The organism is Arthrobacter gallicola (assembly GCF_014836775.1).
Taxonomy (GTDB): Bacteria; Actinomycetota; Actinomycetes; order Actinomycetales; family Micrococcaceae; genus Arthrobacter_B; species Arthrobacter_B gallicola.
The window spans coordinates 151,566-178,171 of record NZ_JACSQD010000004.1; the positions used below are offsets into that span (position 1 = coordinate 151,566).

Consider the following 26,606-nt stretch of genomic DNA (forward strand, 5'->3'; position numbering starts at 1 on the left):
GAAGTTTTCGCGCGTATTTGAGGCGCTCCGGACCCGATTAGCCGCCTCTTGCAGCGGGCCGGTTCCGGGTGCTCAGGCTGCTGCGCCACGGACGGAACGCCGGCGGCGGGCAGCCCCGGCCAGGACGGCCAGGATCCCGGCCGAGGTGTCCCAATCCATGCACGCATCCGTAATACTCTGCCCGTAGGTCAGCGGACCGGGGCTGGCGCTGTCATGTGCCTGGGCGCCGCCCACCAGGAAGCTCTCCAGCATGATGCCGGCTACCAGGTCCGCGCCGGTTGTTCCCGATTCAACCTGGGCCGCCAGTTCCAACGCCACCTGGGCCTGCCTGCGGTGGTCCTTGCCGCTGTTGGCGTGGCTGGCATCCACGATGACCCGGGGATTCAGGCCCTTGGCCGCCAGCGACGCCGACGCAGCCGCTACATGGCCGGCGTCGTAATTTGGTCCTGAGCTGCCCCCGCGGAGAATCAGGTGCGTGTCCGGGTTGCCCGCGGTGCCGACCATCGCTGCCCGCCCGCCGCCGTCGATCCCCAGGAAGGACTGCGGCGCAGAAGCTGCGGCACAGGCGTCCAGCGCGATCTGCAGCGACCCGTCGGTGCCGTTTTTGAAACCCACGGGCATGGACAGTCCGGAGACCAGCTGGCGGTGGATCTGGCTTTCAGTGGTCCGCGCGCCGATCGCTCCCCAGCTGACCAGATCGGCGACGTACTGCGGGCTGATGGGTTCCAGGAATTCGGTCGCCGTCGGCAGGCCCAGTTCCCCGGCGGCGAGGAGGAAGCGGCGTGCAGCGTGGAGACCGCCGGCGATGTCGTGGCTGCCGTCCAGATGCGGATCATTGATGAGGCCCTTCCAGCCCACCGTGGTCCGCGGCTTTTCGAAGTAGGCCCGCAGCACCACCAGCAGGTCCTGGCGGTGTTCCCGGGCAGCCTCAGCGAGGCGGCGCGCGTAGTCCAGTCCGGCGTCGGGATCATGGATCGAGCAGGGGCCAACGATCACCAGGAGGCGGTCGTCGACGCCGTCGAGCACCGCGCGGATTTCATCGCGGCTTGAGCTGACGGCGGCGGCGAGTTCGTCCGAAAGCGGCAGCTCGGCCCGCAGGTCCGCGGGCGCCGGAAGCGGACGGAATTCGCTGACGCGCAGGTCGGAAGTGGATTTGGAATGCTGCGTGGTGGTGAGGTTCATGGTCCCGTTATCCGTGTGTGAACCGGCGGGAGTAGTCTTCAGAAACCCCGCCGGATATGGCGAAGGGCAAGGGATGAATCCCCTGCCCTGTTGGCTCTGAAGGTTGGCGTCAGCGAATTATCGCGCGGGCTCCTCCAGAGCCAACGAAAAATACGCATACCAACGGTTAGTCATGGGTAGACCGTAAGCCCCCAGCGCGCGCATGGCAAGTTTCGTCCCTGGCCTTCGCTTTGTGACACCGGCCCGGCCGCTGGATGACGACGCCTGACGACGCGCATGGTGCCGGCTTGGACCGGGGGCGGCTGGGCGCATTCCGGTCCCGCCCGGAATGGTTTGCCTAGGCTGCATTCGCCGGAGGCGCGGTCCCGAGGGTTTACCTCCCGTTTGGAACGTGCCAGCCGTTCCGTGACGGGCTTCCCTCCGCTTTGGGAAAACCCAGCCGTTTTGTGACGGGCTTCCCTCCGCTTTGGGAAAACCCAGCCGTTTTGTGACGGGCCTCCCTCCGCTTTGGGAAAACCCAGCCGTTTTGTGACGGGCCTCCCTCCGCTTTGGGAAAAACCAGCCGCTTTGTGACGCGGTTTGCCTCCGTTCTGGGAAAACCCAGCCGTTTTGGACTTTCCCTCCGGCGCGCGCTGGCAGGGATTTCCCAAACTGGTCGATTTGTCCCAAGCCGGAGGGTTTTCGCGGCCGCACTCGCACCGGCTTGGACCGGGGCGGCTGGGCGCATTCCGGCCCTGCCGGGAATGGATCGGGCCGATTCGCCGGACACCAGCCTGGCGGGCGAGCGGGACGGAGCCGCCGGACGCTCGGTTCGATTCGCCGGACGCCCAGCCTCGCCGGCGGGAGGGACGGTGCCGCCGGACGCAACATGCCTTGTCACAGCCCCGCACGCGTCCGTAGGCTCAAAGGCACAGAGCAGCATGCTTCGAAAGGCAGTGTTATTCCCTTGACTTCCAAACCCCAGGCCCTGACCCGCCGGATCCCCCGCGTCCATGACCTTGCACCCTTGATGCAGTTCAAGAAACCGCAGCTGGGACCGGCAGCGAAACTAAAGCGGGCCAGTACCGTCTGGGATTTGAGGGACCTGGCCAAGCGGCGCACCCCCAAGGCCGCCTTCGATTACACCGATGGGGCGGCCGAGGCCGAAATCACCCTTCGGCGCGCACGGGAGGCCTTTGAGCAGCTGGAGTTCCGTCCCGGAGTCCTGCGCAACGTTTCATCCGTGGATCTCACCACGTCCGTGCTGGGGCGGGAATCTGCCCTGCCGTTTGGAATAGCTCCCACCGGCTTCACCCGGATGATGCAGTCCGAAGGTGAATACGCCGGTTCCCAGGCCGCGGCAGCAGCCGGGATTCCGTACACACTCTCCACTATGGGCACTGCCTCCATTGAGGACGTAGCCGCCGAGGCACCGGACGGGCGGAACTGGTTCCAGCTCTATCTGTGGACGGACCGGGACAAATCGCTGGAGCTGATCAACCGCGCCGCGGCCGCCGGGTTCGATACCCTGATGGTCACGGTGGACACCGCCGTCGCCGGTGAGCGGCTGCGGGACGTGCGCAACGGCATGACAATCCCTCCGGCGCTGACCGTCCGAACCGTGCTGGACGCTTCCTACCGGCCGGCCTGGTGGTTCAACTTCCTCACCCATGAACCGCTGTCTTTCGCCACGCTCAACCGGTACTCCGGCACCGTGGCGGATCTGATCAACTCCATGTTCGATCCCACGCTGACCTTTGATGACCTGGCCTGGCTGCGCCGGGTATGGAAGGGAAACCTGGTGGTGAAGGGCATCCAGACACTGGAGGATGCACGCCGGGCTGTGGACCATGGCGCAGACGGCATCGTCCTGTCCAACCACGGGGGACGGCAGCTCGACCGGGCGCCGATCCCGCTGCACCTGCTTCCGGTGGTGGCCGCTGAGCTCAAGGGGAAAACCAGCATCATCCTGGACACCGGCATCATGAGCGGCGGGGACATTGTTGCCGCGCTCGCCCTGGGCGCGGACTTTACGCTGATCGGCCGCGCCTACCTTTACGGTCTGATGGCCGGAGGCCGGGCGGGTGTGGACCGGACCATCCAGATCCTCTCCTCACAGGCCGCCCGGACCATGGCACTGATGGGCGTGGACCGGATTGCGGACCTAACTCCGGACCACGTCCGGCTGCTCTCCGCCTATTCCCCCGTAACAGCTGCTGCGGCCGAGCAGCAGCCGGTCCTGGGCTAGGATCCGCCCGCCCCCCTGAAGGCAGGGGGCACAGCGCCAAGGCCCGGTGCCGGCGCCCGGAACGGGCTGCCTGCACCGGGCCTCTGTTTGAGGTCACTAATCCAAAACGGCTAGATAACGCCCAGCGCCAGCATGGCGTCGGCCACCTTAACAAAGCCGCCGATGTTGGCGCCGACCACGTAGTTGCCGGGTGCACCGTATTCCTCTGCTGTTTCCGCGCACCGGTCATGGATGTTCACCATGATCTCGCTCAGCCGCCGCTCGGTGTGTTCGAAGGTCCAGGCGTCGCGGCTGGCGTTCTGCTGCATCTCGAGGGCTGAGGTTGCCACGCCGCCGGCGTTTGCGGCTTTGCCCGGGCCGAACAGGACGCCGGCTTCCTGGAAGATTTCGATCGCCTTCGGCGTGCAGGGCATGTTGGCGCCCTCCGCGACGGCGACGACGCCGGATTTCAGCAGCGAAACTGCGTCCGATTCGCCAAGTTCGTTCTGGGTGGCACAGGGCAGCGCCACGGTGGCACCGGCGTCCCAGATGGAGCCGCCGGCCACAAAGGAGGAGCCGTTTCCACGGCGGGCTGCGTAGTCGGAGATGCGGCCGCGCTCACCCTCCTTGATCTGGCGCAGCAGCGCGACGTCGATTCCAGCCTCGTCGACCACGTAGCCGGAGGAGTCGGAGCAGGCAATGACCTTACCGCCCAGATACTGGGCTTTGGCGATGGCGTTGATCGCCACGTTGCCGGAACCGGAGACGATCACCCGCTGGCCATCCAGGCTCATCCCCTTGGTCTTCAGCATTTCTTCGACGAACATCACCGCGCCGTAGCCGGTGGCTTCGGGCCGGACCAGCGATCCGCCCCAGCTGACACCCTTGCCGGTCAGGACCCCTGACTCGTAGCGGTTGGTGATCCGCTTGTACTGTCCAAAGAGGTAGCCGATTTCCCGTCCGCCCACGCCGATATCTCCGGCGGGGACATCCGTGTATTCACCGATATGCCGGTACAGCTCAGTCATGAAGGACTGGCAGAAACGCATCACTTCGGCGTCGGACTTGCCGCGCGGATCGAAGTCCGAGCCGCCCTTGCCGCCACCGATGGGCATACCGGTCAGGGCGTTCTTGAAGATCTGTTCAAACCCGAGGAATTTCACGATTCCCAGGTAGACCGAGGGGTGGAAGCGCAACCCGCCCTTGTACGGGCCCAGCGCGGAGTTGAACTCGACCCGGAAACCGCGGTTGATGCGGACCTGGCCTGCATCATCAACCCACGGCACGCGGAAAATGATCTGGCGTTCCGGCTCGCAGATCCGCTGCAGGATAGCCGCTTCACCGAATTCGGGATGCTTGCGAAGTACCGGTTCGAGGGTTTCGAAGACTTCAACCACGGCCTGGTGGAATTCCGTTTCGCCGGGGTTGCGGCGGAAAACGTCGTCGCGCACGCGTGTGAGTGTTGCGTCCATATATTGCTCCTTATAGGTTCCCCGCCTGTTTACTACGCTAGACCGATTGGTGCCGGGGCGCGATTGCAGACCGGGGGCAGCACCGCTTAGGGGCGGCGGCGGCGGAACTTGGGTAGTGAACCCAGCAGGTCAGCGGCGCGTTCCGCGGCACGGCCGACAGTGCGGCCAAGCTGCTGCTGGACGCTGGCGTCAGCGGCCGAGGGGGTTTCGGCAGCGCCGGACGGCAGCTGTGCCGCCACGGCAGCGGCGGCGTTTTGCCGTCCTGTCCCGGGCACGGGGCGCCCGGGGAAGAAGGATCGGCCGCCGCGGAAATCGGCCGTTTCCAGGCCGGCGGCGACGCCAGCCAGGCGCGGAGTGGTGGCCTGGGCGGCGGTAAGTGATGGCAGATCGAATGCGCTTAGCCATAGTACTACCTCATCGAGCGGCTCAGTCTTCAGCGCGTAGTAGCGCCGCTGCCCTTCCGCCCGCATTGTGACCAGCCCCGCTTCGCGCAGGACCTTCAAGTGCTTCGATACCGTGGGCTGGCTGACTTCCAACTCCTCCACCAGTTCACCCACGGATTTGTCGCCGCCGCGCAGTGCCCCCAGGATTTCGCGCCGGGTACCTTCCGCGATGACAGCGAATACATCATCAATGACCATATCCATTACCTTAGCCGCATATATTCCACTGACTGCTCAGGGCAGGGTTTCCGGCTCTCAGTCGAACCAGGGGTCCAACCCGTGCAGCGGAAATATTTCCTTGCGGGTAGCCATGACGGTCCGGTCGATCTCATCATTGGGGTCATAACCAACCTCCCAGGAACGCCACCACACGTCGTCGCCGTCGCCCAGGACGGGCGGGGTTTCAATGCCGTGCCGTTCACGGACGTAGTCCCGCCAGCTGCGCGGCACCGGCGTCGTAACCGGCATGCGCGTGTTCGCCGCCACGGCCAGCAGCAGGCTCCAGGACCGGGGGACGACGCTGGCCACGTTGTACCCGCCGCCGCCCGTGGCCACCCACCGGCCGCCGCAGAACTGGTCTGCCAGCCCGGAGATGCTCAGGGCGGCCTGCCGCTGCGTCTCCACCGACAGCCGCAGATTCGAAAGCGGATCATCCCGGTGGCCGTCGCAGCCGTGCTGGCTGATGATCACCTCCGGTGCGAACGCGCCGGTGAGCTGCGGGACGATGGCGTGGAAGGCGCGCAGCCAGCCGGCGTCCGTGGTGCGCGCGGGGAGCGCCACGTTTACGGCCGTGCCGGCCGCATCCGGCCCGCCCGCTTCGTTCGCGAAACCGGTACCCGGGAAGAGCGTCAGCCCCGTCTCGTGCAGTGAAATCGTCATAACCCGCGGATCGTTCCAGAAGATCGACTGGGTTCCGTCGCCGTGGTGCGCATCAACATCGATGTACAGCACCCGGGAATAACCCGCCTCCAGGAACCGCGCAACGGCGGCAGCGGCGTCGTTGTAGATGCAGAACCCCGAGGCCTTTCCGGCCGCGGCATGGTGCATTCCGCCGCTGAAGTTCACGGCGTGCAGGGCCTCACCGGAGAGCACCGCCTCCGCGGCGGCGAGGGAGCCGCCCACCAGCCGGGCACTGGCCTCATGCATGCCCTCGAACGCCGGATCGTCTTCCGTGCCCAGCCCCAGCGCCTCGTTGGAGCGGTCGGGGTTGCGGCTGATCTCCCGCACGGCGGCGATGTAGCCGGGCTCGTGCACCGTGGCGAGCTGGGTGTCTGCAGCGACGAAGGGCTCCCCCAGGCTGACCTGCGGCAGATCGAAAATTCCGAGTTCCTTCGCCAGTCTGGCGGTCAGGTCCAGCCGGAGCGGATTCATGGGATGACCGGGGCCAAAGTTGTAGGCCAGCAGTGACGCGTTCCACACAATGCGGGTGGGGACCGCGGGAAGGCTGAGCCCGGTACTCGTCATGGTCACAGGCTACGCGATCCTCTTCCGCGCCCGGCACCGCCGCCGGCAACGTTAAGTGGTTTACTACTCAGCAGGACCACAGCGCACAGAACTGGAATTTTTCGACCCATGGCATCCCCACAGCAGCCTCCGCTGCAGCCGAGCCGGCGACCCCTCGGCTTCGTCGCAGCAGGCCGGGACTTTATCGACGCCGTCGCCAACAGCTCCCCCGCACGCCTGGCGCTGATCGTCTTCAGCCTGGTGATCCTGGTCTTCACAGCACTGCTGTCCCTTCCCGCGGCGTCCGTCTCCGGCGACGTCACCCCACTGCACGATGCCATGTTCACGGCGGTCTCCGCGGTCTGCGTCACCGGCCTGACCGTGGTGTCCACTGCAGCGTACTGGTCCGTGTTCGGGCAGGTGCTGATCCTGGTGGCCATCCAGGTCGGCGGCCTGGGCATCCTGACCATGGCATCCCTGCTGGCGCTGGCCGTGAACCGCCGGCTCGGTGTACGCGGGAAGCTGATTGCCCAGGAGGGAATGAACACCGGCCGGCTCGGCGAGGTGGGTTCGTTGCTGCGGATTGTCGTGGCCACCACGGTGCTGATCGAACTGGCGCTGGCGGCGGTGCTGGCGCCGCGGTTTATGCTGCTCGGCGAACCGCCGGTCCAGGCCATCTGGCATGCGGTGTTCTACTCCATCTCCTCATTCAACAATGCCGGCTTCACCCCGCACTCAGACGGTCTGGTGCCGTATGAAAACGATCCCTGGATCCTGATCCCCCTGATGCTGGGCGTGTTCATTGGTTCCCTCGGTTTCCCGGTCATCATGGTTCTGCTCCAGAGCCGGCTGAAGCCGCGCAGATGGAACCTGCACACCAAGCTGACGCTGGTGGTCTCCTTTATCCTGCTGGGCGCCGGCAGCCTGCTGTGGGCCGCGTTTGAGTGGTTCAACCAGCAGACCATCGCGGGCATGGGCGTCGGAGACAAGATCCTGCACGCCGTTTTCGCCTCAGTCATGATGCGATCGGGCGGATTCAGCCTGGTGGACATGGCAGACCAGGACGCCAGCACCCTGGTGATCACCGACATGCTGATGTTCGCCGGCGGCGGTTCGGCCTCGACCGCGGGCGGCATCAAGGTCACCACCATCGCCGTGATCTTCCTGGCCATCATCGCCGAGGCCCGTGGTGACACCGATGTGCGGGCCTTCGCACGGAACATCCCCGCAGGTGCCCTCCGGGTCGCCATTTCAGTGGTGATGCTCGGTGCCACCATGGTCGCCGTCGCCACTCTGGCCCTGCTGGTGATCACGGATCAGACCCTGCAGCCGGTACTGTTCGAGGTGATCTCCGCGTTCGCTACCGTAGGACTGAGCATTGGGCTGAGTCCTGAACTGCCGCCGGCGGGCAAGTACGTGCTGGCCGCGACCATGTTCGCCGGACGCGTTGGAACGATCACGCTCGCGGCCGCCCTTGCCCTTCGGCAGCGCAAGCCGCTGTACCACTATCCGGAAGAAAGGCCCATCATTGGCTGAAAGACCGCCGCACAACGCCCCCGTCCTGGTGATCGGGCTGGGCCGTTTCGGCTCCGCCACCGCCGAGCAGCTGGTGAAGCAGGGCCGGGAGGTCCTGGCCATCGAACGTGATCCGGACCTGGTGCAGAAAGCAGCCGGCAAGCTCACGCATGTGGTGCAGGCCGATGCCACCAACCTTGACGCGCTCAAGCAGCTGGGCGCGCAGGACTTTTCCGCCGCCGTCGTAGGCGTGGGTACTTCGATCGAATCCAGCGTGCTGATTACGGTGAACCTGGTGGACCTGGGCATCGAGCACCTCTGGGTCAAGGCCATCACCCCGGCCCACGGCAAGATCCTGACCCGGATCGGGGCCAACCACGTGATCTACCCGGAGGCTGACGCCGGGCAGCGCGCGGCGCACCTGGTCGGTGGCCGGATGCTGGATTTCATCGAGTTCGACGACGATTTTGCCATTGTGAAGATGTATCCGCCCAAGGAAACCCAGGGCTTCACACTGCGCGAATCCAATGTCCGGTCCAAGTACGGCGTGACGATCGTGGGCGTGAAATCGCCGGGCGAGGACTTCACCTACGCGCAGGCTGACACCAAGGTCTCCAGCCGTGACGTGCTGATCGTCTCCGGCCATGTTGACCTGCTGGAACGGTTCGCGGCGCGGCCCTAAGCGCGCGGTACGGCCGTAGCTGCACCGTCGCGGCGGCGCCTTTGCTGGCTTCGCCTGCTGCGCGCCGTCGTTAGGAAGCGGCGTTGAGCTCCGCCGTGATCTGCGCTGAACGCTCCGCCGCGGCGGCCATGCCGGCGGCGATGGTTCCGGGCAGGTCCTGCTCGCCGAACACGCGGATCGCTGCCTCCGTGGTGCCATTGGGGCTGGTCACAGCCTTGCGCAGCGCAGCGGCGTCCGCACCGGGCTCAGCCAGCATGGCTCCGGCTCCGGCAATGGTCTCTGCGGCCAGGACAGCGGCGAGCTCCGGGTCCAGGCCCAGTTCCACACCTGCCTTGGCCATTGCCTCTGCCAGGTAGAAGGCGTAAGCCGGACCGGATCCGCTGACGGAACCGACGGCGTCGAGCTGGCTTTCGGGTACCTCGACGACGCGGCCGGTGCTGGCGAGCAGGGAACGGACCACTTCCACCGAGTTCGGGGCGGCCGAGGAACCGAGGGCCAGGGCGGTGACGCCGCGGCCCAGTTTGGCCGGGGTGTTGGGCATGGTGCGAATGACCTGCGTGCCAGTCGGCAGGGCGGCTTCCATCAGTTCCAGCGGAACTGCTGCGGCGACGCTGACGACGACGGCTCCCGGGGCCAGCGATCCGGCCACCTCGGTGAGCATGGCCCGGACCCCCACCGGCTTCACTCCGACAATCACGATGTCCGCTTCGGCCGCGGCCGTGGCGTTGGCGCTGGCGTTCTCTTCCCCGGCCAGGACGGTGATCCCGTGCCGCTCCCGCAGTTCCGCAGCCCGCCCGGCACGGCGGACGGTGGCGGTGATGCGGTCCGCCGGGAATCCACCGGCAAGGATGCCGCCGAGGATGGCTTCGTTCATGGAACCGCAGCCGAGGAAGGAAAGTCGGGGGAGATTTTGCATGCCCCGATTCTTTCACGGGCCCGCGGCGGGGCCGAACGCTGTTACGGGCCCGGATCTGCGGTACAGGGGAAAGGCAACGGGGAAAGGCCGCGGGAGAAGGCAGCGGAGAAGGCCGGGCACCGGCAGCGGGCCACCCGGTCCTCCCCCGCCACAGCGGCTTAGACGATGGTGTAGCCGCCGTCAATGATCAGGTTCTCGCCCGTGATCATGGCTGCCTGCTCGGAGGCCAGGTAGCCGATCAGTCCCGCGATCTCCTCCGGCTGCGCGAAGCGCCCCACCGGGATCTGCCCGCGCATCCTCCGCCCCGGCTCGCCCGCCCAGGCCTGGCGTCCGAGCTCGGTTTCCACGACCGTCGGGGAGACAGCATTGACCGTCACCCCGCTGCGGGCCCACTCCGCCGCAAGCACCTTTGTCATTCCGACGACGGCGGCCTTGCTGGCGCCGTAGGCCACGTGCCGGTCAAGGGCCACAACGCTGGCCTGCGAGGCCAGGTTCACGATCCGCCCGTAGCCGGCCGCCGTCATCACCTTCCCGGCGGCCTGCGACATCAGGAACGTCGCGGTCAGGTTCAGGTCCAGGCTTTTGCGCCAGGCGTCCTCCGAGATATCCAAGGCTGAATCCAGCAGTGCTGCTCCGGCGGAGTTCACCAGAACATCGATCCGCCCGGCCACCGCCACGGCCTCGGCGATAATCCGGGCCGGAGCACCCGCTTCACACAGGTCAGCAACAATGGCATGGTGACCACTGCCCGGCAGGGCACCGAGCGTCTCCTGCAGCGCCTGGCTGCGGTCCACCCCGATGACTGCCGCGCCTTCAGCGGCAAACCACGCGGCAGCTGCCTGCCCGATTCCCTGCGCTGCACCGGTGACAACTACTGTCCGGCCGGTGAACTGCCCGGCCATTAGACGGCCTCGTAGGCGCAGATGGCGTCGACCTTCGCGGCCGAGGCGCTGGCCGGATCAAACGTGTATCCAAGCCATTCTCGGACCAGCCTGCGTGCCAGTTCCAGGCCAATCACGCGCTCACCCATGCACAGCACCTGGGCGTTGTTGCTCAGTACCGAACGCTCCACGGAGAACGAGTCGTGCGCCGTGACGGCACGGACGCCGGCCACCTTGTTGGCGGAAATCGCCACCCCCAGTCCCGTACCGCAGACCAGCAGTGCCCGGTCAGCCCGGCCGTCCGCAACCATCCGGGCTGCTTCCACGGCCACATGGGGATAGTCGGTATCCTCGGTGGCGGAAATCCCGACATCTACGACGCCGGCCACGCGTTCGTCCCGTTCCAAGTCCAGTTTCAGCGCTTCCTTGTAGTTGAAGCCGGCGCTGTCGCTGCCGACAACAATGCGAAGTCCGTTCGTGCTCACTGCTCTACCTTCTCCTTCTTAGTGGTGTCTTCTGCGCTGGTGTCCGCCGCAGCATCCGGACCGGTGCCCAGGATCTCCCGTCCCACCGCGCTGAGGATCAGCGCGATCGAGGTGGCTCCGGCGTCGGGCGTTCCGAGGCTCTTTTCAGCCAGCGGCCGGGCACGCCCAACCTGCGGGCGCAGGCGCGCGGTGTCCGCTGCGGCGCTCGTGGCGGTGGCCGCTGAGACCTCCCAGGCAGCAGTCAGTCCCTGCCCGATGGCCGAACGCAGTTTCTCGGTAAAGGGAACGAGTGCGTCAAGCATCGTTTTATCGCCGGGCTGCGCCCCGCCAAGTTCCTGGATGGCGCGGGTGAAGGCGTCGACGGCGGCACAGGCGTCGTCGGCGTCAAAAGCGTCCGCGTCCTCGTCCAGGACGGAACCGGCGGCCTCGAGGGCGGCTCCCCACAGGACTCCGGAGGTCCCGCCGGCCTTGGCTGCCCATGACCTGCCGGCGGTGCGCAGCAGCCAGCCGGCGCCGGCGTGCTCCGGCAGGGCTTCCACGGAAGCCAGGGCGCCGGAGGCGCCTTTAACCATGCCCCGGCCGTGGTCGCCGTCGCCGGCCACCGCGTCGATGGCGCCCAGCTCCGCCTCGTTCAGGCGCAGTACACGGTCCACGGTGCGCAGCCCGGCGAGCACCTGCCCGGCCAGGGCGCGCGACGCTGCACCGGCCTCCGGCACCTGCTCGGCGTGCTCGGCTGCTGCCCCGCGCCGCGCCGCCGTATCCAGTCCGGCCAGGGGTCCGGCCTGCTTGCGGTAGGCCGGAGTGTAGGCATCCGCGCGCCAGTACTTTTCCAGTTCGTCGGTCAGCCAGAAGAGGGTCAGCGAGCAGCCGCCCATGTCGAGGCTGGTCACCAGCTCCCCGACCTCGGGATCAACGAGCTCACAGCCCGCTGCCCGCAGCAGCGGCGCGACGTGGCCCCAGAGCAGGAAAAGCTCCTCATACTTGGTGGTGCCGAGCCCGTTCAGGATCACACCGACCCGGGTTCCGGATCCCTCCGGCGCCGCGGACAGGAGTGCGGAAACCAGCGTCTGGGCGAGCTGATCCGCTGACGGCAGCGGCTCGTCGCGGATGCCTGGTTCGCCGTGGATGCCAAGGCCCAGTCCCAGGTGCCCCTCCGGAACGGTGAACAGCGGCTGCTCCGCGCCCGGCATGGTGCAGCCGGAGAAGGCCACACCCAGGGTCCGCGTGGCGGCGTTCGCCTCGCGGCCCACCCGCTCGACGCCGTCGAGGTCCAGCCCCGCGGCGGCCGCCGCGCCCATAGCTTTGAACACGGTGAAATCACCGGCAATCCCGCGCCGTTTGTCCTCCTCCGTGGCGGAGGCGACGTCGTCAGTCACCACCACAATGCGGGTGTCGATCCCCTCCTCCCGGAGCCTGCGGGCGGCGATGCCGAAGTTCATGTTGTCCCCGGCATAGTTGCCGAAAGTCAGGATGACGCCGCGGCCCTGGTCGGCGGCTTTGGCTACGGAATAGACCTGCGCGGCGGACGGGGACGTGAAAATGTTGCCGACGACGGCCCCGGTTGCGAAGCCCGGGCCGACCAGGCCCGCGAACGCGGGATAGTGGCCGGAGCCGCCGCCGACGACGACGGCAACCTGCGGTTCGCCGGAAGGCAGCGCCACGACGCCGCCGGGCACGGCCCACAGCCGGTCAGCGTAGAGGTCCGCAAAGCCAGCGAGCTGGTCCTCGCAGAATTCGCTGGGGTCGTTGAAAATCTTGGTCATGACGCTGCTTTCTTAGTGGCCGGGTGGTTAGTGGGAGGACTCGGCTGAGCCGCGCTCAGCCGCGCTGGTTTCAGGCTGCGGTTCCAGGGTCAGATACCGGGTGAGGTAGAAGGCCAGGGCGTAGAGGACGACGAACGCCCAGACGACGCCGGCGTTTCCGCCCCACGGCAGCACCACGGCGACCACGGCTGATCCCAGGAAGGCCGCTCCGCCGGCGGCGGTGGTGTACATGGCCATTGCCGCTCCCTTGTGGTGAGGGGTCATCGCGGGCATGATCGCGCCCATCGGCACGAAGCCGGCGAGCATGATGCCGAAGGCGACTCCGGCCAGTACCGAGAGCCAGTAGCCCCATTCAGAGCCGGGCTCGACCAGGTGCGGGACGTACCACCAGGCCAGCAGGCCCAGGGCGGAACCAAACACGCCGAACCAGCGAACCGTCCGCCGCCAGCCCCATTTGTCCCCGATCGCGCCGAAGACCGCGTTGAAGGCAATATTGGACGCGTACACAAGCACGGTCATGATCAGCCACTGCGACTGGCTCCAGCCCAGCTGATCCACCATCACGGCGGGCAGGATGATGAACATGCCGTATTGGGGTGCGGTGTTAATGAGCCGGACCACGAAGCCGACGGCGATCCGCGGTTCGCGGACCATCACCCGCAGTCCGCTGAAGATGACGGCGGAGGAGGACTCACCCTCGGGAGCGAGCCGGCCGCGGCCCCTGGGATCCTTGACGGCCAGGAAACCGATCAGGAATCCGGCCAGCACCAGGATGATGGAAATCCACATGGCACCGGTTTCACCGCTGAAACCGCCGCCGAACGCCGGAATGGCCAGGACCGCCACCAGCGAACCCAGTGTGGGCAGCCCGCCGGTAAACATGACGTAGAACCAGCCGACGGCCGTGCCGCTGCGCTTCTGCGGAGCGACAGCGTTGATCCAGACCAGGAAGGCAAAGGCATAGAGGGGATACCCGAAGCCGCGGAGGAAGTACGTGGCCATCACGGCAGTGGCCGAGCCGGTGGAGATGGCACCGATGAACAGGACTTCGAAAACCACCCAGACGATGAAGCCGAGCAGCATCACCTTGCGCGGCCCCCAAAGATCGGCCAGGGCGCCGGAGAGGTAGGAGCCGATGGTCACTGAGACGCCGTACAGGGTGATGATCGTTGGGACCAGATAGGCATCGGACCCCAGCGCAGTGCTGAGGTGCGGGGAGATGAAGTTGGACTCCACGCCGTTGCCGGTCATAAAGACCAGGACGGCGAGGAAGCCCCATTTGATTGAACTGGGAATACCCAGCTTGTCCAGGCGGGTTTCCGGCAGGACGGAAGTGGGAGCAGTACTCATGGTGTTCCTTCTGGGGGAGCCGTGCCTCCGGCCGGGGCGGCGACGGTGCCGCCCAAGCCCGAGGAGCGGCGTCAGTTGGGCAGGATGGAGACCTTCACGGATTCACCACTGGAGTCCGCTACCTTGTCCAGGGCCTCCTGGAACTTCTCGAGCGGGAACTGGTCAGTGCAGATTTCGTCCAGGGGAAGGATGCCGGACTCGATCATCTTGATCGCGGCGGGCCAGCAGTGCGGGCCAAGATGCGCCCCGAGAACGTTCAGTTCCTTGTCATCGCTGATGATCGACCAGTCCACGGTCACGTCGGAGCCGAAGACGGAGTATTCGACGTAGGTGCCGAGCTTGCGCAGCAGGTTGAGGCCCTGCTTGACCGCCGAGGGGTGGCCGGTGCCTTCAATGTAGACGTCTGCGCCGTATCCGTCGGTGAGTTCCTTGATCTTTTCCACCGCGTCTTCGCGGGAGATGTTGATCGTGATGTCGGCGCCGCATTTGCGGGCCAGGTCCAGTTTGTGGTCGGACATGTCCAGGGCGATGACCGTCATCGGGTTCTTCGCCTTCGCGCCGGCAACCATGCCCAGGCCGATGGGCCCGCAGCCGGCGACCACCACAACGTCGTCGAAGGTGATTCCCGCACGTTCCACCGCATGCAGCGAGCAGGCCAGCGGCTCGGCGAAGGCGGCGTGGGCCGGGGGAAGATCGGCTGAAACGCGGTGGACCCGGGCCTTGATGGGCACGAGCATGTATTCAGCCATGGCGCCGTTGTAGTTGCGGAAACCGAACATGTCGTGCGGGCCGCACATCCAGTACTGGCCGCGCTGGCAGTAGCGGCACTCGCCGCACGGAACGATCTGCTCGCAGGCGATGCGCTCGCCGACCTTCACGCCGTGGTGCGCCAGGGCGGCGTCGGTGGCCTCCACGATGGTGCCCACGAGTTCGTGACCGGGAGTGACACCCTCCTGCGCCCATGCGGGACGGTTTTCATCCCCCCAGAACTTTGCAGCTCCGTGGTAACACTTCAGGTCGCTGGCGCATACGCCCACGGCCTCCACCCGAATGAGCAGCTGCCCGTCTTCCACGGCTGGTACCGGGAGGGTTTCCAGTTTGTAGTTTTCGGGGCCGTGGCAGACTACGGCCGACATGGTTTCGGGACGCTCAAAGGCGGCAACCATTAGGTGCTCCTCACTTCGTTGTGACTCAAATAACTCCTCTACGCTATACCTAGCTGCACATATGTCAAGAACATACGTTCACGGAGTCGGTTCTGCCGCGGTATGCCCCGTAATGTTGTTGGCGGTCCGGCCCGGCCTCCGGTGTACGGCCCGCAGTCTTGATGTCCCCGCAGTGTTACAGTGCGATTTGATCTGTTCGATCCATGGAAGGTGCCTCCTTGACCACCCAGCCCAGGCCGGCATCGGCCGTGCCCGGCTCCAACCCGGCTTTTGAAGCAGCACGGGCCTATTACGAGCACAATGAGACCCAGGCGGAAATCGCCGCGCGGATGGGCGTTTCGCGGGCCACGGTAAGCCGGTTGCTGACCGATGCCCGGGAAAGCGGGATTGTCCGCATTCAGGTCATCAACCCGGACCAGGGCGGCCTGGAAGATCTGGCCGCCCGGACCGCTGCAGCCCTGGGTGTTCAGCGGGTTTATTTGGCTGCGGGCAACCAGTCCCGGGAGCTGGGCCGCGGCGTCAACCCGCAGGCCCGCCAGGCCCTGCTCGACATGCATCTGGTCCCTGGTGACGTCCTGCTGGTTTCCTCCGGGCGCACCCTCTACGAAGTTGGACGCACGCAGCTGCCGCCGCTGCCCGGCGTCGTTGTGGCCCCGACGGTGGGCGGGCAGGCCGAACCCGAGCCCTGGTACCAGACCAATGAAATCACCCGGGCCGTGGCCCAGCAGCTGCAGGCCCACCCCGCATTCCTGTTTGCCGAAGCCAAACCCTCCCCGGTCATGTTCGAGGCTCTCCAGCATGATCCCGGGTTCGGTCACATCCAGCAGTTGTGGGCGGGCGCCAGAGGCGCGCTGGTTGGCATCGGCGCACCGACGAGCACCCGCAGCTCCATCTCGCCGGCGATTCCCACCGAGAGTGAGGCCCTGCGGCATGCCGTGGGCGACGTCTGCCTGAACTTCTTCGAAATCGACGGCACCCCCCTGGATTTCCCCGGACACGAGCGGATGATCCGGACACCGCTTTCTGTCCTGCGGGACATGGAGCACTGCGTGGGGATCGCCATCGGTGAGCACAAAACGCCGAGCATCCTCGGGGCCGCCCGCGCGGGAATCATCAACCGCCTGGTCACCGACGAACACACGGCCGAGGCGATTCTGAGGGCACTGGGAGAACCGTCCGCCTGAACCCCGGCCGGTTCGCCTTACCGTTTACGCCGCGCCCGGCCGCGGCTGGCTGCGTGTGTTGACCCCAGGAGGCTAGCTGCGCCGCTGAACCGCAGCCAGGCTGTGCATGGCTGCCCGGGTGGCGGGGTAGAGCCCGTCATAAACCTCAAAGAGTTCTCCGTACACCTCTGCCGTCCGGGGGTCCGGCTCGATGGTCTCACCAATGACCGCCCAGTCGGTTTCCGGCGGTACGGCGCCGGTTCCGATGGCGGCCATGTGGGCGTCACCGAAGCTGGCTCCGATGGCCTGGGCCGGCAGGGACTGCTCACGGCCGGTGACGTCACTGACGATCTGCAGCCACAACCGTGCCTGTGTCCCGCCGCCCACTGCGACCAGCCGGCTGGTCTCCTCCGCAGCCTCGCCCATAAAACTGAGGATCTGCCGAACCCCGTAGGCCACACCCTCATAGGTGGCCCGGAACAGGTCTCCGCGGCTGTGACTCAGCGTGAGGCCGGTGATGGTCCCGCGGGCGTCCGGGTCGAAGATCGGGGTCCGTTCGCCGGCAAAATAGGGCAGCACAATCAGCCCGTTGGCTCCCGGGGCGGCTGCGGAAGCCTCTGCCACCAGGTCTTCGAAGGAGGGGTCGCCGAAAAGCCGCTTCATCCAGGTGGTGAGGCTGCCCGAGGTGGACATTCCGCCGGCTATGCACAGCGAGTCCTTTTCGACGCCGGTGGTGGTCCACAGCAGTTCATGGGAGCGGTAGTCGTGCAGGTTCTGGACGAAGAAGAAGGTGGAGCCGTACATCAGCATGGTGTCACCCGGCCTGCGGGCACCGGCGCTGAAGGCCTCCGCCCAGGCATCAATGGTGCCGGCACACACCGGCGTGCCGGCGGGGATACCGGTGAGTTCGGCGGCCCGGCGGTGCACCTGGCCAACAACGTCCAGCGGCCAGGCCAACCGGGGCACCTCGAGGTGCCCGGCGACGGCGGCATAGTGGTCCCGTGACCAGGCATTGGCCTGCAGATCGTACAGCGGGTCGGACTGGCTGGCGGAATGGTGGTCCTGAATGTATTCGCCGGTCAGCCGGGCCACGATGAAGGAGTTCAGGCCGAACCAGTGGGTGGCGGAGCTGAAAACCTCGGGTTCGTTCCGGGCCAGCCAGCGCAGCTTCGGTCCCACGGACTGTGAGCTGAGCATTTTTCCGCCCAGCTGATAGAGCTCCCCGGACCCGAATTCGGCGTTCAGCTCGGTAATCTCCCGGTGCGCGCGTGTGTCGATCCCGTAGAGGATCGCGGGGCGCAGCGGGCGGAAGTCGGCATCGGTCACCACCAGGGAAGGGCCCATGCCGCTGACGCACACTCCCTGCAGTGCGGAGGCATCGCGGCCGTCGAGCAGCCTGCGGCTCAGGCGGCAGGTCTCTTCCCACCAGACGCTCTCTGCATCGAACTCCGCCCAGCCCGGATGCGGCATCGACATCTCGTGGGCAATGGTGGCCTGGTCCAGGACCGTGCCTTCGCTGTCCACCAGCACCGCCTTGCTGCTCCCGGTGCCAATGTCTATGCCAAGGAACATGCCTTCACCTTCCGTGCCGCCGATAGTTTCAGGAAAACCGCCCGCGGGCTGGTTTCCCAGTTCACACTATCGGCAACGGTGACCGGTGTCGCATTTCCTCAAAGCGCGTCCGCTGTCCGGGTTCGGGGCGGCGGAGCAGACGTAAGCGGCCTACTCGTCCAGCACCTGGTTGAGGTTTATCCGGGCGAATTCCAGGGTCTGCCGCAGCATTTTCTCCCGCTCCCCAGGTTCCTTCGCCCGGCGGGTACTGACTTCAATGGCCACTGACCCGTTATAGCCGGTCTCCGAGAGGTACTGCAGCGTCTCGGCACAGCGCTGTGTCCCCTCCCCCGGCAGCAGGTGTTCGTCCCTGCCGTTCGGAGTTCCGTCCGTCAGATGCACATGGCTGAGCCGGCTGCCAAGTTTGCGGATCTCCTCATAGGAATCCATCCCGGCAATCGCGGCGTGGGAGAAGTCCCAGGTCACGTGGTCATACGGTTCCGGCAGCGGATTCCAGTGCGGCAGGTAGGCCTTTGCCTCGCGGCCGCGGACCCGCCACGGATACATGTTCTCCACCGCGATAATGACGCCGTAGTCCTCCTCGATGCGCCGGACTCCTTCAGCGAAGTTTTCCGCGTATCCGGTCTGCCACCGGAACGGGGGATGCGCCACAACAATGCGCGCTCCGACCTCAGCGGCCATCGCGGCAGAGAGTTCAATTTTGGTCCAGGCTTTGCCCCATACCTGCTGGGTGAGCAGCAGGGTGGGCGCGTGGATGGCCAGCACCGGCAGTTGGTACCTGTCGATCAGTCCCTTGACGGTCTCCGGGTTCCGACTAATCTGGCTCCCGGTGACCATCACCTCCACCCCGTCGTACCCCAGGTCATGGGCGACGGCAAACGTGTCATGGACGGACAGCGGGTAGACGGAGGAGCTGGACAGCGCCACCGGGATCGTCGGCAGGTTGGCCGCCGGCTGCGCCGGCTTGGGGGACGTTAGGGTCATGGCATTGCTCCGCTCGGTTCACCGGCAGCAGCCAAGACCAGGGTCCCGGCAGATTCTGGCTGGTAGGGTTCAGGCCCGGCCGGCAGGGGGCCCGGGGTCTCAAAGCGCAGCGTATCCAACCGCTGCAGGATCAGGCCCTCGCGCAGCGCCCAGGGGCAGATCTGCAGGGACTTGAGGTTGAAGGCTTCCATCGCTGCCTCCGCGACCAGTGCGCCGGCCAGCAGCTGGGGTGCCCGGAGAGCGGAGACCCCGTCAAGGCGGGACCTCTCAGCCGCGCTCAGCGTGGACAGCCGCAGTGCCAGCCGGGTGAGGTCTTTCCGGCGCAGCTTGCGCCGGGCGTAGGAACCGGCCGACGACGGCGCCGCGCCGGTCAGGCGGGCCAGCGACCGGAACGTTTTGGAGGTGCCGGTGGCGAGGTGAGGCGGCCCGTAGGGCAAAAATTCCAGCGCGGCGTCATGCACCGTGTTGCGGATGTAGTTCCGCAGCGCTTCGATGCTCTCCGCGGCCGGCGGATCCCCCGCCAGCCAATCCCGGGTGAGCCGGCCGGCGCCCAGCGGGACCGAAACGGCGGCGTCCGGCAGTTCGTCCTGGCCCTGCGCCATCTCGAAGGACCCGCCGCCGATGTCCAGGTCCAACAGTGTTCCCGCACCCCAGCCGTACCAGCGCCGCGCGGCCAGGTAGGTCATGGACGCTTCCTGCCGTCCGCTCAGTTCCTTGAGTGCGACGCCGGTTTGGAGCTCCACGTGATCGAGCACGGAAGGGCCGTTGACCGCTTCCCGAAGCGCCGAGGTACAGAAGGCCAGCAGGTCCTGGGCCCGGTGGCGTTCGGCGAAGTCCCGGGCCTCTTCCACGAATTCCACCAGCAGCTGCTGGCCCTCGAGCGTGATGGCTCCGCGGTCGTCCAGATGGGCCACCAGCTGCAGCGGCCGCTTGTGGGAGGCAAAGGGCACCGGACGGGCACCCGGATGGGCGTCCACCAGGAGCAGGTGGACGGTGTTGGAACCAATATCCAGGACGCCTAGTCGCATGGTTCCATTATGGCGCGGCCGCAGCCGCGCGCCTGCTCCGGGCCCCGCGCAGGGACCCGGAACAAACGCCCGGCAATCGGCATGGAAAGCCTACTTCTTCGCCGCGGCGCGCTTACGGACAGGCTTTTTCGCCGGGCCCTTCTCACGCTTCTCGGCCAGCAGGTCAATGGCCTGTTCCCGGGTAAGTTCCTCGATCGCGGTGGAGCGCGGAACCGTGATGTTCGTGATGCCGTCAGTGATGTAGGGGCCGAACCGGCCGTCCTTAACCACAATCGGCTTCTCGGACACGGGGTCGGTACCGAACTCAGCCAGCGGGGCCGCGGCCTGCCGGCCGCCGCGCTGCTTGGGCTGCGAGTAGATCTCCAGCGCCTGCTCCAGGGTGATCGTGAAGATCTCCTCTTCGGAGCCGATCGAGCGGGAATCCGTGCCCTTCTTCAGGTACGGTCCGAACCGGCCGTTCTGCACGGTGATCTCGTTGCCCTCGGCGTCGGTCCCCAGCACACGCGGGAGCCGCATCAGCTTCAGCGCTTCCTCCAGAGTGACCGTCTCAACGCTCATCGACTTGAACAGCGAGCCGGTGCGCGGCTTGACCTTGGCAGGCTTCTTCGGCGGCTTGGGCTTGCCGTTTTTGTAATATTCGACCGGCTGGTTGGCCAGCTCCTCGGCCGTTGGCTCCGGAATCAGTTCAATGACGTAGGGTCCGTAGCGGCCGTTGCGCGCGACGATGGTGCGCCCGGTTTCGGGGTCCTCTCCCAGCACGCGTTCCTCGGGGCCGGCACTGTTCATCAGCTCGATCGCCTTTTCGGCAGTCAGCTCATCGGGAGCCAGATCCTCCGGCACATTGGCCCGGTCCGGCTCGGTGCCTTCGGGAGCATCCGCGGGCAGCGGGCGTTCCAGGTACGGGCCGAACTTGCCCACGCGCAGCACAATGCCGTCCGCGATCTCGATGGAGTTCACCGCGCGGGCATCGATCTCGCCGAGATCGTTCACAATCGTATGCAGGCCGGTTTCGACGCGGTCGCCGTAGTAGAACTGGTTCAGCCATTCCACCCGGCCGGCTTCGCCGCGGGCAATCCGGTCCAGGTCCTCTTCCAGCTCGGCCGTGAAGTCGTAGTCCACGTAGTCCGTGAAGTGCTCCTCGAGCAGCCGCACCACGGAGAAGGCGATCCAGCTCGGCACCAGGGCCTGGCCGCGGCTGGTCACGTACCCGCGGTCCATGATGGTGGAGATCGTTGCGGCGTAGGTGGACGGGCGTCCGATGCCCAGCTCTTCGAGCATCTTCACCAGCGACGCTTCCGTGAAGCGCGGCGGCGGGGAGGTCTCGTGGCCGGCGGCTGCCAGCTCGGCTGCCGTCAGCGGGTCGTCCTTCGTCAGGATCGGCAAGCGTCCGTCGCCGGCGCCGTCCTCCTCGTCCCGGGAGGCGTCATGGCCTTCTTCATAAGCGGCCATAAAACCGCGGAAGGTGATGACCGTGCCGGAAGCCGAGAACTCGGCGTCGCGCCCATCGGCGGACACGGCACCCAGCTTGACGGACGCCGTCGAGCCCTTGGCATCTGCCATCTGCGAGGCGACGGTCCGCTTCCAGATCAGTTCATAGAGCTTGAATTCGTCGCCGCGCAGCGAGGACGCCACCTGTGCCGGAGTGCGGAAGGAATCACCGGCGGGGCGGATGGCCTCGTGGGCTTCCTGCGCGTTCTTGGACTTGCCCTTATAGACGCGGCGGGCTTCAGGCACGTACTCGGGCCCGTAAAGCTCCGACGCCTGGCGGCGGGCGGCATTAATGGCCTGATCCGAGAGCGACGAAGAGTCGGTACGCATATAGGTGATGTAGCCGTTTTCGTACAGCCGCTGCGCCACCTGCATGGTCACGCGGGAGGAGAAACGCAGCTTGCGGCTGGCTTCCTGCTGCAGCGTGGAGGTGGTGAACGGCGCCGCCGGACGGCGGGTGTAGGGCTTGGTCTCCAGCGAACGGACAGTAAACGACGCCGATTCCAGGCCGGCGGCCAGCGAAACTGCCGCTGCCTCATCCAGGTGGGTGACGGTCTTGGACTTGAGCTCGCCGCGGTCGGTGAAGTCCTTGCCGGTGGCGATCCGGGCGCCGTCGACCGAGGTCAGACGGGCCTTGAACGTCTCCGAGGAAGAGGTGGCGAAGGTGCCCAGCAGGTCCCAGTAGGACGCGGAGCGGAAGGCCATGCGTTCGCGTTCGCGCTCCACCACCAGCCGGGTCGCCACGGACTGGACACGGCCGGCGGACAGGCCGCGGGCCACCTTGCGCCAAAGCACCGGGGAGATCTCGTAGCCGTACAGGCGGTCCAGGATGCGGCGGGTTTCCTGCGCATCAACCATGGAGATGTCGATGTCCCGCATTTCCAGCAGCGCGCGCTGGATTGCTTCCTTGGTGATTTCGGGGAAGGTCAGGCGGTGGACAGGCACCTTGGGCTTCAGGACCTGGAGCAGGTGCCACGCGATGGCTTCGCCTTCGCGGTCACCGTCAGTTGCGAGGTAAAGTTCGTCGGCGTCCTTGAGCGCGGCCTTGAGCTCGGCGACCTTCTTCTTTTTATCCGTGGAGACGACGTAATACGGCTCAAAGTCCTTTTCGACGTCGACGGCGAACTTGCCCAGCGAGCTCTTCTTCAGCTCCGCGGGGAGGTCCGAGGGCTGGGGAAGGTCGCGGATGTGCCCCATGGAGGCGGTCACCTCGAACCCCTCGCCGAGGTACCCGGCGATGGTCTTGCCCTTGGCCGGGGACTCGACAATTACCAACTTCTTCTTTTTGCCGGCCGACTTGTCCGTTGCCTTAACTGGCACTGTTCTCCTACGTACGGGGTAGATCAAATGAAAATGAGGGAGGCGCGGAAAGGACCGCAGGCCTGCTCATCCTAAGACAGTATGGGGTTTTCCCAAGCACAAGGGTAACCTCAACCGGTCTGGCCCGCCGACGCACCCCCAATTCCGCGCTGTGCTGCTAAGACTGCGCGGGCAGCAGGAATCCGTCCAGGATAAGGTTGCACACTTCCGCAGCGAGTCCCGCGGCGAACTCCGGATCGTCCCGGCCAAGCAGGGCACCCAGCGCCGCGATGATCGCACCGGCTGGCAGCTCCCCGTCGCAGGCCGAGACAAACCCGGTGAGCTCGGTGCTCATCAGGTTGGTACGCCGCAGGCCGGCGCCCTGCCGCAGCAGGATGACGCCGGGGTGTTCCGCGCCGGGACGCTGGTGGCGTTCCTCCGTGACGTCCCCGGCAACCTCCAGGTGTTCAGCGGAGAGGTCCGGATGGGCTGCGGTCCAGTCAAAGAGGTCGACGGCGGCGCCGAGGTGCGGGCCAATCGGCGACTCGAGCGGGTGGGCGATTTCCTCGAAACGGCGCAGCGGGGCCGCGTCCGGATCGGCACGGCGGCGCATCCAGACCAGGCCGAAGCCGACGGCGGTGGTGTCCCGGGACGCAAAGTCCGCCAGGTAAGCGGCGTAGGAGGCGGCGTATTCGTGCTTGTCGCGGTTCTCCGCCGCGTCCCGCAGCCACATTTCGGCATATTCCGCCGGACTGAGGGTTTCCCGCTGAATGACCCAGGCGTCCATGGTTTCCGGCAGCCAGGAACGCAGCCTGTCACTGAACCCGTCCGTTCCCTGGATTTCCCAGTTGCCGAGCATCTGGGCCGTGCCACCGGGCGCCAGGACCGATCCAAGGTCCCGGAACAGTCCTTCGACAATGCCGTCGCCGGCCATGCCGCCGTCGCGGTAGGTGAAGCGGCCCTCAGCTGTTTCGGCCGCAGAGCGCGGGGTGATCACGAACGGCGGGTTGGAAACCACCAGATCGAACCGCTCCCCCGCCACCGGTTCCAGCATGCTGCCCAGCCGCAGGTCGATGCGCTGCTCCGGGCGGGCCGGGTCGAGGTCCAGGGCGGGTGCATTCAGGAGGAGGTTGAAGCGGGTGAAACCCAGTGCCCGTTCAGAAATGTCAGTTGCGGTGACGTGCCCGGCATGGCTGAGCAGGTGGAAGGCCTGGATGCCGCAGCCGGTTCCCAGATCCAGTGCCCGTTCCACGGGACGGCGGCTGGTCAGCTGGGCCAGGGACAGCGAGGCCTGGCCTATGCCCAGGACATGGTCGTGGGGCAGCACCCCGGGACGCTGGTGGGCCCCCAGGTCGCTGGCGACCCAGAGCTGGACTCCGGCACTGGCTGCGGGAGGACTGCCTGCCGGGGCATCCCCGTCCCGGGCGGAGGCATCGGCGTCGGCGGCGTCGGCATTCTCATCGGCGTCGGCGGCGGCAGCGTTCGCATCGGCAGCGTTCGCATCGGCGGCGTCGAAAGCGTAGGGCCGCAGGTCAACGGCGGCCCGGAAAAGGTCCGGACTCTCCGGGTCCTGCTCGGCAAGTCCGAGCTGCAGCAGCCCGGCGGCACCGGTGCGGGGGAAGGCGGCATCGAGCCGGCCCGGGCTCACTGACTCACCGGTAAGCCACAGCTGCACGGCGGCGGCCAGGGGCACCGAAACCCCGGACTCGGCGGCCGCCCGGCAGATCAGCATCGCCGGGACCACCTGCTCCCGGCCCAGCGCCGCACTAGCCTCCTCCCCCAGGAAGGCGGCAACGCCGTCGACCGTGTAGCCGGCGTCCTGCAGGTCAGCGGCGAGGCCGGCCAGGAGCGGAAGATTCGAACTCTGCGGAGCGCCCGGGATCCGGGAAAAATCAGTCACCGTTCCAGTCTAGGTTCCGCTGCCGACCTTCATTGCCCGCCCAAAAGCCAGGAGCCGGGCCGTTTGACCCGCAAACGACCCGGCTCCCAGCCCTGAATCAGGGACAGGTTAGTGCGCCCTGGTGACCTTGATGAACGGTGCGAGCACCAGGCCAAGGGTTGCCAGGATGGCGCCGATGATGAAGGAGACGTGAGCACCCGAGAACAGGGCCGACGCCAGATCCGAGCCGGCTTCCAGCTTTCCTGCAGACAGCAGCGACATCACGGTAACGAAAATGGTGGTGCCGATGGCGCCGCCCAACTGCTGGCCCGTATTGAAAATTGCCGATCCGTGGCCATAGAGGCGCGGTTCGAGGGAAGCCATGGCGGAGGCGAGCAGACCGGTCATCAGCATGGCCAGTCCAATGCTGAAGACCACGTGGCTGACCACGAACATCCACAGTTCGGTATCCGTAGTCACCGTGACGAAAAGCCACTGGCCCAGCGCCAGCATGGCAGCGCCGGGGATCAGGACCGGACGGGGGCCGAAGCGGTCGTAGACACGGCCGAAAATCGGAGCCACAAATGCCTGCACCAGGCCACCGGGCAACAGCAGCATTCCGATGGTCAGGGTGCTCAGGCCGCTGCCGGTCTGGAGGATGATCGGAATCATGACCACGGTGCCAAGCATGGTGCCCATGGCGATCATGATCATGACCACGCTGAAGGTGAAGGGGCGGTGCTTGAACGGAGTGAGGTTCAGGAGTTCACGGCCGCTCCGGGTGAGGCGGACCTGGCGCCGGATGAAGAGGGCCAGCCCGGCAATGCCGATAACGAAGGAGGCGATGGTCACCGCCAGGTTCTCGCTGGCGTGTTCAACGCTGGAGATCGCGTACACGAGGAAACCGAAGGCCACCGCGGACAGGATCACCGAGAGCACGTCCACCGGAATCTTGCGGGTATTGACCGGAATCCTGATGAAGATCATCCCGAAGATGAGAATGAGGACGGCAAGCGGAGCCATCATCACAAAAATGTAGTGCCAGCTGAAGGCATTCACGATCGCACCGGATACGGTCGGCCCGATGGCCGGGCCCACGGAGATCACGATCGAGTTCAGCCCCATGATCGCCCCACGGTTCCGGACCGGAACCAGCGACAGCGTAGTGGTCATCAGCAGGGGCAGAACAATAGCGGTGCCGACAGCCTGGATGACCCGGGCGATCAGCAGGAAGACAAAGCTCGGTGCGAAAACCGCCAGGAGCGTGCCGGCCAGGAAGCTGAGCAGCGCAAAGACGAACAGGCTGCGTGTGGTGAACCGCTGGATCAGGAAGCCCGTGGTGGGGATGACAACGGACATGGTCAGCAGGAAGCCGGTGGTCAGCCACTGGCCGGCTGCCGCTGAGACATCCAGGTCGGCCATGATCGACGGCAGCGCCACGCTCAGGACAGTTTCGTTCAGGATCATCACAAAGGCCGCGAGGGCCAGGGCACCGATGATTCCCGTCAGTTGTTTGGTGGAAAATACCGGCGGCGCGGCGGCGTGGGGCCGCTCTACTGCCGGGGCTTCGGGACTGTCGTGACTCAAATGCTTCCTCTTCCTGAATAATTTAGAACTCATAGATTGTGTCACAAACTGACAGTATTTTTGACCAAACGTGGCATACTGTGACAGAAACCAAGGCGGGCC

General features: G+C 66.2%; 20 protein-coding genes. 4 read left to right on the forward strand and 16 right to left on the reverse strand.

What is annotated here, in order from left to right:
* Positions 1-72 precede the first annotated feature (72 nt).
* Positions 73-1,182, reverse strand: coding sequence for a 3-deoxy-7-phosphoheptulonate synthase (locus H9639_RS10180; RefSeq protein ID WP_191807976.1), 1,110 nt, complete (start codon positions 1,180-1,182; stop codon positions 73-75).
* 1,009 nt (positions 1,183-2,191) lie between these two features.
* On the opposite strand from H9639_RS10180, the gene H9639_RS10185 reads away from it, so the two are divergent.
* Positions 2,192-3,409 (forward strand): alpha-hydroxy acid oxidase, encoded by a 1,218-nt coding sequence (locus H9639_RS10185; protein WP_225219486.1) that lies wholly within the window; start codon positions 2,192-2,194, stop codon positions 3,407-3,409.
* A gap of 110 nt (positions 3,410-3,519) precedes the next feature.
* Here the strand turns inward: H9639_RS10185 and gdhA are convergent, their stop codons facing one another.
* From gdhA to H9639_RS10200, 3 genes are all read right to left on the reverse strand, one after another.
* Positions 3,520-4,860 carry an NADP-specific glutamate dehydrogenase gene (gdhA, locus tag H9639_RS10190; RefSeq protein ID WP_191807978.1) on the reverse strand — a complete coding sequence of 447 codons (1,341 nt, stop codon included), beginning with the start codon at positions 4,858-4,860 and terminating at the stop codon, positions 3,520-3,522.
* 86 nt (positions 4,861-4,946) lie between these two features.
* Complete coding sequence (locus tag H9639_RS10195; protein WP_191807979.1) at positions 4,947-5,501, reverse strand: ArsR/SmtB family transcription factor; 555 nt, start codon at positions 5,499-5,501, stop codon at positions 4,947-4,949.
* Positions 5,502-5,558: 57 nt separating this feature from the next.
* Complete coding sequence (locus tag H9639_RS10200) at positions 5,559-6,767, reverse strand: acetoin utilization protein AcuC (protein WP_191807980.1); 1,209 nt, start codon at positions 6,765-6,767, stop codon at positions 5,559-5,561.
* Between the two features lie 108 nt (positions 6,768-6,875).
* On the opposite strand from H9639_RS10200, the gene H9639_RS10205 reads away from it, so the two are divergent.
* A complete protein-coding gene (locus tag H9639_RS10205; protein WP_191807981.1) occupies positions 6,876-8,282 on the forward strand; it encodes a TrkH family potassium uptake protein in 1,407 nt (468 codons plus the stop codon).
* Positions 8,275-8,943: a potassium channel family protein gene (locus H9639_RS10210; protein WP_191807982.1), complete on the forward strand. Its 669-nt coding sequence runs from the start codon at positions 8,275-8,277 to the stop codon at positions 8,941-8,943. The genes H9639_RS10205 and H9639_RS10210 overlap by 8 nt, the downstream gene beginning before the upstream one ends.
* 70 nt (positions 8,944-9,013) lie before the next feature.
* Here H9639_RS10210 and proC read toward each other — a convergent pair whose 3' ends face one another.
* The 6 genes from proC to H9639_RS10240 form a co-directional block, all read right to left on the reverse strand.
* Entirely contained in the window at positions 9,014-9,859 is an 846-nt protein-coding gene (gene proC / locus H9639_RS10215; RefSeq protein WP_191807983.1) for a pyrroline-5-carboxylate reductase, read from the reverse strand.
* A 158-nt stretch (positions 9,860-10,017) separates the two neighbouring features.
* The gene (locus tag H9639_RS10220) at positions 10,018-10,761 is read right to left on the reverse strand and encodes a GolD/DthD family dehydrogenase (protein ID WP_191807984.1); all 744 of its coding nucleotides are present in this window, start codon (positions 10,759-10,761) and stop codon (positions 10,018-10,020) included.
* Entirely contained in the window at positions 10,761-11,225 is a 465-nt protein-coding gene (locus tag H9639_RS10225) for a ribose-5-phosphate isomerase (RefSeq protein ID WP_191807985.1), read from the reverse strand. The genes H9639_RS10220 and H9639_RS10225 overlap by 1 nt, the downstream gene beginning before the upstream one ends.
* On the reverse strand, positions 11,222-12,988 hold the full coding sequence (locus tag H9639_RS10230; protein WP_191807986.1) for a dihydroxyacetone kinase family protein: 1,767 nt from the start codon (positions 12,986-12,988) through the stop codon (positions 11,222-11,224). Before H9639_RS10230 ends, H9639_RS10225 begins: the two co-directional genes overlap by 4 nt.
* A gap of 27 nt (positions 12,989-13,015) precedes the next feature.
* Complete coding sequence (locus tag H9639_RS10235) at positions 13,016-14,338, reverse strand: MFS transporter (RefSeq protein ID WP_191807987.1); 1,323 nt, start codon at positions 14,336-14,338, stop codon at positions 13,016-13,018.
* A gap of 71 nt (positions 14,339-14,409) precedes the next feature.
* Positions 14,410-15,504, reverse strand: coding sequence for a zinc-binding dehydrogenase (locus H9639_RS10240; protein WP_191807988.1), 1,095 nt, complete (start codon positions 15,502-15,504; stop codon positions 14,410-14,412).
* A gap of 218 nt (positions 15,505-15,722) precedes the next feature.
* Between H9639_RS10240 and H9639_RS10245 the strand changes: the two genes are divergently transcribed.
* Positions 15,723-16,688, forward strand: coding sequence for a sugar-binding transcriptional regulator (locus tag H9639_RS10245; RefSeq protein WP_225219454.1), 966 nt, complete (start codon positions 15,723-15,725; stop codon positions 16,686-16,688).
* A 72-nt stretch (positions 16,689-16,760) separates the two neighbouring features.
* Here H9639_RS10245 and H9639_RS10250 read toward each other — a convergent pair whose 3' ends face one another.
* From H9639_RS10250 to H9639_RS10275, 6 genes are all read right to left on the reverse strand, one after another.
* A complete protein-coding gene (locus H9639_RS10250; protein ID WP_191807990.1) occupies positions 16,761-18,239 on the reverse strand; it encodes an FGGY-family carbohydrate kinase in 1,479 nt (492 codons plus the stop codon).
* A gap of 150 nt (positions 18,240-18,389) precedes the next feature.
* Positions 18,390-19,223, reverse strand: a complete 834-nt coding sequence (locus H9639_RS10255; RefSeq protein WP_191807991.1) for a sugar phosphate isomerase/epimerase family protein — start codon at positions 19,221-19,223, stop codon at positions 18,390-18,392.
* Entirely contained in the window at positions 19,220-20,251 is a 1,032-nt protein-coding gene (locus H9639_RS10260) for a Ppx/GppA phosphatase family protein (RefSeq protein ID WP_191807992.1), read from the reverse strand. Before H9639_RS10260 ends, H9639_RS10255 begins: the two co-directional genes overlap by 4 nt.
* A 90-nt stretch (positions 20,252-20,341) precedes the next feature.
* Positions 20,342-23,059 carry a type I DNA topoisomerase gene (gene topA / locus H9639_RS10265; RefSeq protein ID WP_191807993.1) on the reverse strand — a complete coding sequence of 906 codons (2,718 nt, stop codon included), beginning with the start codon at positions 23,057-23,059 and terminating at the stop codon, positions 20,342-20,344.
* A 157-nt stretch (positions 23,060-23,216) separates the two neighbouring features.
* Complete coding sequence (locus H9639_RS10270) at positions 23,217-24,938, reverse strand: DUF7059 domain-containing protein (protein ID WP_318242052.1); 1,722 nt, start codon at positions 24,936-24,938, stop codon at positions 23,217-23,219.
* A gap of 108 nt (positions 24,939-25,046) precedes the next feature.
* On the reverse strand, positions 25,047-26,504 hold the full coding sequence (locus tag H9639_RS10275; protein WP_225219455.1) for an MDR family MFS transporter: 1,458 nt from the start codon (positions 26,502-26,504) through the stop codon (positions 25,047-25,049).
* Between the last annotated feature and the right edge of the window lie 102 nt (positions 26,505-26,606).

Excerpts from the sequence above, each read along its gene's own strand:
- H9639_RS10180 (WP_191807976.1), bottom strand. The coding sequence starts at position 1,182 with ATGAACCTCACCACCACGCAGCATTCCAAATCCACTTCCGACCTGCGC.
- H9639_RS10185 (WP_225219486.1), top strand. The coding sequence starts at position 2,192 with ATGCAGTTCAAGAAACCGCAGCTGGGACCGGCAGCGAAACTAAAGCGG.
- gdhA (WP_191807978.1), bottom strand. The coding sequence starts at position 4,860 with ATGGACGCAACACTCACACGCGTGCGCGACGACGTTTTCCGCCGCAAC.
- H9639_RS10195 (WP_191807979.1), bottom strand. The coding sequence starts at position 5,501 with ATGGTCATTGATGATGTATTCGCTGTCATCGCGGAAGGTACCCGGCGC.
- H9639_RS10200 (WP_191807980.1), bottom strand. The coding sequence starts at position 6,767 with ATGACGAGTACCGGGCTCAGCCTTCCCGCGGTCCCCACCCGCATTGTG.
- H9639_RS10205 (WP_191807981.1), top strand. The coding sequence starts at position 6,876 with ATGGCATCCCCACAGCAGCCTCCGCTGCAGCCGAGCCGGCGACCCCTC.
- proC (WP_191807983.1), bottom strand. The coding sequence starts at position 9,859 with ATGCAAAATCTCCCCCGACTTTCCTTCCTCGGCTGCGGTTCCATGAAC.
- H9639_RS10220 (WP_191807984.1), bottom strand. The coding sequence starts at position 10,761 with ATGGCCGGGCAGTTCACCGGCCGGACAGTAGTTGTCACCGGTGCAGCG.
- H9639_RS10230 (WP_191807986.1), bottom strand. The coding sequence starts at position 12,988 with ATGACCAAGATTTTCAACGACCCCAGCGAATTCTGCGAGGACCAGCTC.
- H9639_RS10235 (WP_191807987.1), bottom strand. The coding sequence starts at position 14,338 with ATGAGTACTGCTCCCACTTCCGTCCTGCCGGAAACCCGCCTGGACAAG.
- H9639_RS10240 (WP_191807988.1), bottom strand. The coding sequence starts at position 15,504 with ATGGTTGCCGCCTTTGAGCGTCCCGAAACCATGTCGGCCGTAGTCTGC.
- H9639_RS10250 (WP_191807990.1), bottom strand. The coding sequence starts at position 18,239 with ATGTTCCTTGGCATAGACATTGGCACCGGGAGCAGCAAGGCGGTGCTG.
- H9639_RS10255 (WP_191807991.1), bottom strand. The coding sequence starts at position 19,223 with ATGACCCTAACGTCCCCCAAGCCGGCGCAGCCGGCGGCCAACCTGCCG.
- H9639_RS10260 (WP_191807992.1), bottom strand. The coding sequence starts at position 20,251 with ATGCGACTAGGCGTCCTGGATATTGGTTCCAACACCGTCCACCTGCTC.